Here is an 8,213-nt window from a genome sequence, read left to right as displayed (position 1 = left end):
GCGCATCATCACGCCGTTCCCGGTCGGCGGCGGTCCCGACGGCGTGGCGCGGCTGGTGGCCGACAAGCTGTCGCGCGCCTGGGGCCAGCCGGTGGTGGTCGAGAACCGACCCGGCGGCAACGGCTTCATCGCGATCGATGCCTTCAAGCGCGGCGCGAAGGACGGCCACGACATCATCGTGCTCGACAACGTGCACCTGGCCGCCTACCCGGCGCTGTTCAAGAAGCTGCCCTACGACACGGCCAAGGACTTCGACGCGCTGCTGCCGCTGTTCAAGACCTACTTCTTCTTCACCGTCGCCACCAACAGCAAGTACAAGACCGTGGGCGACCTGATCGCCGACGCCAAGGCCAACCCCGGCAAGCTCGACTACGGCTCGTGGTCGGTCGGCAACCCGGTGCACCTGGGCTCGGAGCTGTTCGAGTCGGCCACCGGCACGCAGATGGAGCACGTGATCTACAAGGAGACCACCCAGCTCTACACCTCGGTCGCCACCGGCGAGCTGGCCTTCGCGCTGGGCAGCAGCGCCACCGCGGGCCCGCTGCAGCGTGCCGGCAAGCTGCGCTTCCTGGCGGCCGCGGCGCCGCAGCGCGTGGCGGCCTTCCCCGACGTGCCCACCGTGAGCGAGTCGGGCGGTCCCAAGGGCTTCGAGGTGATCGGCTGGAACGCGATCGCCGTGCCCAAGGGCCTGCCGGCCGCGGTCACCGACAAGATCAAGCGCGACATCGAGAAGGGCCTGGCCGAACCCGACGTGCTCGAGAAGTTCAAGAGCTTCGGCTACGAGCCCTTCCCGACCACGCGCGAGCAGTTCAATGGCTTCGTCGCGGCCGAAACCACCCGTTTCACGGATGTCATTCGGAAAGCGAACGTATCGCTCGACTGAGCCTGCGTGACGCTGCGTACGCCCCTGGCGTACGCAGCGTGGGAGCGATTGGATTCACCGGATGAAGGCTTTACGGTCTCTTACCGAACAACGAAGTCTTTTGACTATTTCCTGAGCGCGTCCTACAGCGTGGTTCCGGGGGCGGGCGATATGGTTGCGGCCAATAACCAATCGCTCCTTTTTCCTCGATCTTGAGAAAAAACCACCACCACCACGCTGTCACACACCCCGCGCGCTCCAACCCTCCCGCCACCTTCTTCCCCTCCACCTTCAGGTTCTCCGCCGCGGCGCTTCTCGTCGCCGTGGCGTGGGCGGGTGCGAGCACGCAGGTCAGGGCGCAGGTCGAGCGGCCCGGCGCCGCGGCACCCGCCGCCCTCTCCGGGGCCGACAGACCGGGCGGCTATGACGCCGCCGCGCACGACGCGCTCGTCGAACGCATCCGCGCCGGCAAGGCGACGCCGCGCGAGGCACTCGATGCGCTGCAGGCCTGGTTCCCGCGCGCCGCGACCGCGGCCCAGCGCGAGCGCATCGCGTCCGACGGCGTGGTGTGGGCGCTGCAGGCCGACGAACCACGGGAATCCGTGGGATGGGCGCGCGCCGTGCCGCTGGATCGGCTCGCGGGCTACGCCTTCGAGTCCGCGTTCATCGCCGCGCGCCGTGTCGACGACCGCATCCTGCAACTGCAGCTCACCGCGTTGCAGCCCACGCAGCGCATCGTGCGGCGCGAGAACGCCTTCGCGCTCGAGGACCAGGGCTCGCTGACCGAGGCCCTGGCGCAGGCCGAGGCCGCCGAGCGCGCCACGCCCGGCAGCTTCAATGCCTTCGAGCTCGCGAGCCTGCGTCAGCAGGCGCTGGGCCAGCGCTTGCGCTGGGCCATCGCGGAGCGCGACCAGCGCGGCGGCGAGGGCCCCGAGCGCTTCGAGGCCATCGATGCGCTGCTGCCGCTCTATCCGAACGAGCTGCAGGGCGCTTCCGATGCGGTGCAGCGCGCCACGCAGGCCAACGAAGCCGATGACCTCGAACGCTGGAAGGCGCTGCATCTGCGTCTCTATGCCGACCACCTGCTCGCGGTCTCCGCGCGCGGCCGCTTCCCCGAAGTGACCGCGGCCTACGAGCGCTGGCAGGCCGAGCATCCGCAGCAGCCGTTGCCCTACTACGCGCTGTCCGACGTGGCGGGCGCCTACCAGCAGCAGCGCCGCTCCGACCTCGCCGTGCCGCTCTACGAGGAGGCGTTGCGCCGCGGCGGCGACGCCATCCCCGTGCCCAGCGACACCCACACCGGCCTGGTCTATGCGTACCTCGACACCGCGCGCTTCGAGGACGCCGAGGCCCTGCTGCAGAAGCTCGAGCAGGCCACGCCGCCGATGCTGCGGCTCACGCCCGAACAGGGCCGGCCCAACCCCGAGTACGCCGAGGTGCGCAATCTGCGCGCGCTCTACCAGCTCTACACCGAGCGGCCCTGGCAGGCCGAGACCAGCTTCCGCGGCCTGACCTCGCTCGCGCCGCTCAACGCGGGCTTCCGCTCGGGCCTGGCCGAGACCATGAAGCTGCGCGACAAGCCCGACGAGGCGCTGGGCCGCTACCGCGAGACGCTGGTCGACCATCCGTGGGACGTGGCCGCGCGTGCCGGCTACGCGGGCGCGCTGTTCGATGCCGGCGAGATGCGCGCGGGCCGCGAACTGACCGAGAGCCTGCAGGCCGAGGCGCCCGAATCGATCGCCGTGCGCAATGCCGTCACGCAGCGCGACACGCTCTACGCGGCGCGGCTCGACGTCGAGGCCGACTACGGCCAGGGCCACGGCAGCAGCGTGCTGGCCGACCGCGACTGGCGCGTCGACTCGAAGCTCTCGTCGCCGCTGTGGGACGACCGCTGGCGCCTGTTCTTCCGCCAGGTGTTCGCGCGCGGCGACACCTCGCTGGGCAACATCGACCTGTCGCGCACCGGCGTCGGCGTGGAATACCTGCAGGACCGCTGGCGCGCCAGCGCCGAGCTGCACCAGGCCGACAAGGGCCGTTACCGCACCGGCCTCGCGCTCGGCGTGGACTGGCGTGCCAGCGACAGCTGGCGCTTCTCGGCGCGCTTCGACTCGAACAGCCTCGACACGCCATGGAAGGCGCGGCTGGCGAACGTCGGCGCGCGCTCGGCCGAGCTCGGCGCCACCTACGTGGTCAACGAGTCGCGCGCCTTCGAGGCCCGCTACCAGCGCATGGACTTCAGCGACGGCAACACGCGCGACGGTTTCGGCCTGCGCTGGCGCGAGCGCCTCGTGAGCGGCCCGCGCTTCCAGCTCGAAGGCACGCTGAGCGGCGAGACCGGGCGCTACGACCGCCAGGACGTCGATTACTTCGCGCCGCGCAGCGAGAGCGCGCTGCAGGTCGGCCTGACCGGCAAGTACCTGGGCTGGAAGCGCGACGACCGCCGCTTCTCGCATGTGTTCGGACTCGAGGCCGGCAGCTACCGCCAGCAGGGCTTTGGCGGCGGCGCGCTCTGGTCGCTGCGCTACGGCCACGAATGGGTGTTCGGCCGCTCGGCCACCCTCGCCTACGGCCTGGGCATCGCGAGCCATCCCTACGACGGCGTGCGCGAGCGCCGCCGCTTCGTCTATCTCAATCTGTCGGTGCCGTTCCAATGAAGAAGATGTTCATGACGACCAGCCTGGTCCCGCGGATGGCCGCGCTGCTGCTCGCCACGCTGCTCGCCGGCGCCGCGCTGGCCCAGGGCCTGCCGCGCGCCACCGCGCTGCCGGCGCCCGATGCCGACGACGGCAAGAGCTTCCGCGCCATCGCGCTGCACGACGTGCGCCACAACGTGCGCGAGAGCTTCGTCGACGAGCCCGAACCCACCGCGCTCGACGAGCGCACCGTGGCCGACTTCTTCGCCTGGCTGCGCAGCTCGGGCCACCATCCGGTGAGCCTGCAGCAGATCGTCGACGCGCGCGCCGGCGGCCGGCCGCTGCCTTCGAAGGCCGTGCTGCTGACCTTCGACGACGGCTACGAGAGCTTCTATACCAAGGTCTATCCGCTGCTCAGGCAATTCGGCTATCCGGCCGTGATGGCGCTGGTCACGGGCTGGCTCGAGGTGCCGCCGGGCCAGGTGGTCGCGGGCTACGGCGCGCGCAATCCCCTGAAGCGCGAGGCCTTCATCACCTGGAGCCAGGCGCGCGAGATGGGCGCCTCGGGCCTGGTCGAATTCGCGAGCCACGGCGACGCGATCCATACCGGCGTGCCCGGCAATCCGCAGGGCAACCTGCAGCCCGCGGCCGTCACGCACCGCTACGACAGCGCCACCGGCCGCTACGAGGACGACGCGGCCTGGGTTGCGCGCGTCGAGGCCGACCTGCGCCGCAGCCGCGGCCTGATCGAGGCCCAGACCGGCACCCGCGTGCGCGCCATGGTGTGGCCCTACGGCGCCTACAACAAGCAGACGCTGCGCGCGGCCGACCGCGCCGGCATGCCGATCACCTTGACGCTTGACGAGGGCGCGAACACGCCCGAGGTGCCGCTGCAGACCATCCGCCGCGGCCTGGCCACCTACGACATGTCCGTGCCCGACTTCAGCCTGCTGCGCGCGCCCGCGCGGCCCGATCCGCGCGCGCTGCACCGCGCCATGCACATCGACCTCGACCACATCTACGACCCCGACCCGGCGCAGCAGGAGGCGAATCTCTCGCGCCTGCTCGACCGGGTGCAGGCCGTCGGCCCCTCGGCCGTCTACCTGCAGGCCTTCGCCGATCCCGACGGCGACGGCGCGGCCGATGCGCTGTACTTCCCGAACCGGCACCTGCCGATGCGCGCCGACCTGTTCAACCGCGTCGCCTGGCAGCTGCGCACGCGCACCGGGGTCGAGGTCTATGCCTGGATGCCGGTGCTCGCGTTCCAGCTGCCCGCGAACCACCCGCTGGCCGGTGTGCGCGTGACGCACCTCGCGCCCACGTCGGCCGCGGCGCGCGACCAGACGCGCTACCACCGGCTCTCGCCGGCCGATGCGCGCGTGCGCGCGCTGATCGGCGACATCTACGAGGACCTCGCGAAGAACACGCCGATCGCGGGCCTGCTGTTCCACGACGACGCCACCTACAGCGACGACGAGGACGCCAGCCCCGCGGCATTGCGCGAACTCGCCGCGCAGGGCCTGCCGGCCGACCTCGGCGCGGTGCGCGCCGATCCCGCGCTGCGCGCGCGCTGGACCGCGTGGAAGACGCGCCAGCTCACCGACTTCACGCTCGAGCTCGCGCAGCGCGCGCGCGACTGGCAACCGCGCCTGCTCACCGCGCGCAACCTCTATGCGCGCCCGGTGCTCGAGCCTGCGGCGCAGGAGTGGTTCGCGCAGGACCTCGCGCAGTCGCTGCAGGCCTACGACTACACCGCCGTGATGGCCATGCCCTTCATGGAGCAGGCGGCCGAGCCGCAGGCCTGGCTGGCGGCGCTGTTCCGCCAGGTGGCGGCGCAGCCGCAGGGCCTGGCGCGCACCGTGTTCGAGCTGCAGGCGCGCGACTGGCGCAGCGGCCGCATGGTCGACAAGGACACGCTGGCCGCGCAGTGGACCCTGCTGCACCGGCTGGGCGCGCGCCATGTCGCGCTCTATCCCGACGACTTCCTCGCGGGCGAGCCGCCGCTGGTGACGGTGCGCGACATCCTCTCGGTGCGCGCCAACCTCGCGGGCGGCAAGGTCGACGGCCTCGAGACGCCGCCGGCGCTCGCGCCCGCCAAGCCGGCCCCGGCCTCCGCGCCGACCGCACCGGGAGCCGCGCGATGAACCCCGAATTCTTCGGTTCCGACGTGGTGCGGGCCCTGCTCAACTACGTCTTCTACTACCCCTTCCTCGCGGCCTATGTCTGGATGGCCGGCGGCCTCGCGCATGCGCTGGTGTTCGAGCGCGGCCGCCACCGGAAGATCGATCCGCTGCCGCTGCTGCCCGAGCAGCCGCTGGTCAGCGTGATCGTGCCCTGCTTCAACGAAGGCGAGCGCGTGCAGGAGGTGATCGAGCAGCTGATGCGCAGCCACTACCCGAACTACGAGGTCATCGCCGTCAACGACGGCAGCAGCGACGACACCGGCACCATCCTCGATGCGCTGGCCACGCGCTACGGCCAGCTGCGCGTGGTGCACCACGCCACCAACCAGGGCAAGGCGGTGGCGCTCAACACCGCGGCGGTGCTGGCCAACGGCGAGTACATCCTCGGCGTGGACGGCGATGCGCTGGTCGACCCCGATGCCATCGCCTGGATGCTGACCCACATGCTGCATTCGGAGCGCGTGGGCGCCGTCACCGGCAACCCGCGCATCCGCGGCCGCACCACCCTGCTCGGGCGCATGCAGGTGGGCGAGTTCTCCTCCAACATCGGCCTCATCAAGCGCACCCAGCAGCTGGCCGGACGGCTGTTCACGGTCTCGGGCGTGCTCTCGATGTTCCGCCGCAACGCGCTGCTCGACGTCGACTTCTGGAGCCCCGACGTCATGACCGAGGACATCGACATCAGCTGGAAGCTGCAGCTCAAGGACTGGCGCGTGCGCTACGAGCCGCGCGCGCTGTGCTGGATCCTGATGCCCGAGACCGTGCGCGGCCTCTACCGCCAGCGCCAGCGCTGGGCCACCGGCGGCATCCAGACCCTGCTGCGCTACACGGGCCAGGTGCTCAAGCCGCGCAACTTCATGATGTGGCCGGTGTTCCTCGAGTACCTGGCCAGCGTGGTCTGGGCCTACGCGATGTTCGCGGTGCTGATCCTCGCGCTGGTGCGGCGCTTCCTGCCGCCCGAGTGGCAGTACGTGGGCTTCTGGCCCGAGTGGCACGGGATGCTGCTGGGCATCACCTGCATGCTGCAGATGGGCGTGAGCCTGTGGATCGACCGCCACTACGACCGCGACATCCTGCGCTACCTGGTCTGGACCATCTGGTATCCGCTTGCCTTCTGGATGATCAACATGTTCACCACGGTCGTGGCCTTGCCGGCCACGATCCTGCGGCGCAAGGGCAAGCGCGCCCGGTGGACCAGCCCCGACAGAGGAGTGATAGCGAATGAACGATCGACTGCATCCGTCCGTGCCATCGAGCATGAATGAAGACCTGGGCCTGGACCTGGGCGCGGTGCCGCCCCGGCCCAACGGCAAGGCGCCGCCGCGCGAGCGCGAATGGGCCGAGCCGCAGGGCGAGGTGCCCGTGCTCGATGCCGCGCGCATGCCGCTGAGCGCCTTCATGCGGCACAAGACGCCGCAGGGCGCGCTGTTCATGTTCGTGTGGCTGCGCATCGCGCGGCCGCTGCTGCTGGCCGCGTTCTGGGTCGGCGTGGTGTTCTACGCCTGGCGCCACTTCTTCCAGGTCTGGCGGCCGGTGGAGGGCGCGAACCTGCTCACGCTCTACGCCCTGTCGGTGCTCGCCATCTTCGCGCTGATGCTGCTGCTCGCGCCGGTGCGCCGGCGCGCCATCGCCGACGAGGAGACGCGCGGCCGCTCGCCCGACAGCACCGTGGCCCAGCTGGCCGAATACACTTCGCTGGCGCCGCAGCGCCTCACGCTGTGGCAGCGCGCGCGGCGCCTGCTGGTGCAGCACGACCGCGACGGCCGGGTGACCGACGCGGCCGACCTCGACACCGAACCCGCGATGCTCACGCCTTCGGGCACGGCGGTGCGAAAGCGCCGCGCCTGATGCCGCATCGATCCACCCCGGGACACGGACCTTTCGAATCCGGCCACCCGGCCGCTGCGTACGCATGCCCATGAAAAAGACAGAAGTGATGGCGACGGCGATGGAGATGGCGCGAAAAGGGCTGGGCTTCGCGCCGGCGCTCGCGATCGAGCAGATCGCCGAATTGATCGCGCAGGAAGACCCGGCGGACGAGCTCTACGACAGCAAGGTCGAGCGGCTGCTCAAGCTGGCGGCCTGCATCTGGAGCCTGCGGCGGGATGTGGTGACGCCGCCGGGCGAGAGCGGGCGCGTGTTCTAGCAACCTTTCTCAGGATGCACGCGCCTGCGCCGTGCGCCACCGGGCGGGCGTGGTCCCCTCCCAGCCGCGGAACGCCCGCGTGAACGAATTCAGCTCCTCGAAGCCCAGCACGAAGGCGATCTCGCCGGCTTCGAGCTGCGTGTCCTCGAGCAGTTGCCGCGCGGCCTGGTGGCGCACCTCGTCGAGCAGCCGCTGGTAGCTGGTGCCGGCCTCCTCGAGCCGGCGCTGCAGCGTGCGCGTGCTCACGCAGAGTTCGGCCGCCACGGTCTGGATGCTCGGGCGCTCGCCGCGCAGGGTGCGGCCCAGCACGGCACGCGCCTGGTCGAGCAGCGAGGCGGTCGGGGTCTGCGCGGCCAGCGCGGCCTCCAGGCCGGGCAGCAGCACCGCGA

General features: G+C 71.0%; 7 protein-coding genes. 6 read left to right on the top strand and 1 reads right to left on the bottom strand.

Going from position 1 to position 8,213, the window contains the following annotated elements; all coding sequences use genetic code 11:
* From AC27VN_RS25135 to AC27VN_RS25110, 6 genes are all read left to right on the top strand, one after another.
* A partial coding sequence (locus tag AC27VN_RS25135; RefSeq protein WP_490878277.1) for a Bug family tripartite tricarboxylate transporter substrate binding protein occupies window positions 1-883 on the top strand: 883 nt, incomplete at its 5' end.
* Between the two features lie 302 nt (window positions 884-1,185).
* Window positions 1,186-3,516, top strand: a complete 2,331-nt coding sequence (gene pgaA, locus AC27VN_RS25130) for a poly-beta-1,6 N-acetyl-D-glucosamine export porin PgaA (protein WP_490878276.1) — start codon at window positions 1,186-1,188, stop codon at window positions 3,514-3,516.
* A gap of 11 nt (window positions 3,517-3,527) precedes the next feature.
* Window positions 3,528-5,639, top strand: coding sequence for a poly-beta-1,6-N-acetyl-D-glucosamine N-deacetylase PgaB (gene pgaB, locus AC27VN_RS25125; protein ID WP_490878275.1), 2,112 nt, complete (start codon window positions 3,528-3,530; stop codon window positions 5,637-5,639).
* Complete coding sequence (gene pgaC / locus AC27VN_RS25120) at window positions 5,636-6,943, top strand: poly-beta-1,6-N-acetyl-D-glucosamine synthase (protein ID WP_490878274.1); 1,308 nt, start codon at window positions 5,636-5,638, stop codon at window positions 6,941-6,943. The genes pgaB and pgaC overlap by 4 nt, the downstream gene beginning before the upstream one ends.
* A complete protein-coding gene (gene pgaD / locus AC27VN_RS25115) occupies window positions 6,900-7,526 on the top strand; it encodes a poly-beta-1,6-N-acetyl-D-glucosamine biosynthesis protein PgaD (protein WP_490878273.1) in 627 nt (208 codons plus the stop codon). Before pgaC ends, pgaD begins: the two co-directional genes overlap by 44 nt.
* Window positions 7,527-7,596: 70 nt before the next feature.
* Window positions 7,597-7,824: a hypothetical protein gene (locus AC27VN_RS25110; RefSeq protein ID WP_093348343.1), complete on the top strand. Its 228-nt coding sequence runs from the start codon at window positions 7,597-7,599 to the stop codon at window positions 7,822-7,824.
* 9 nt (window positions 7,825-7,833) lie between these two features.
* Here the strand turns inward: AC27VN_RS25110 and AC27VN_RS25105 are convergent.
* Window positions 7,834-8,213 (bottom strand): helix-turn-helix transcriptional regulator (locus AC27VN_RS25105; protein ID WP_490878272.1); only part of this gene is annotated, 380 nt, incomplete at its 5' end.

The organism is Variovorax sp. 20P10.2.4, assembly GCF_058244205.1.
Note: the sequence above shows the minus strand (reverse complement) of the source record. Positions and strands in the feature narration are given on the sequence as shown.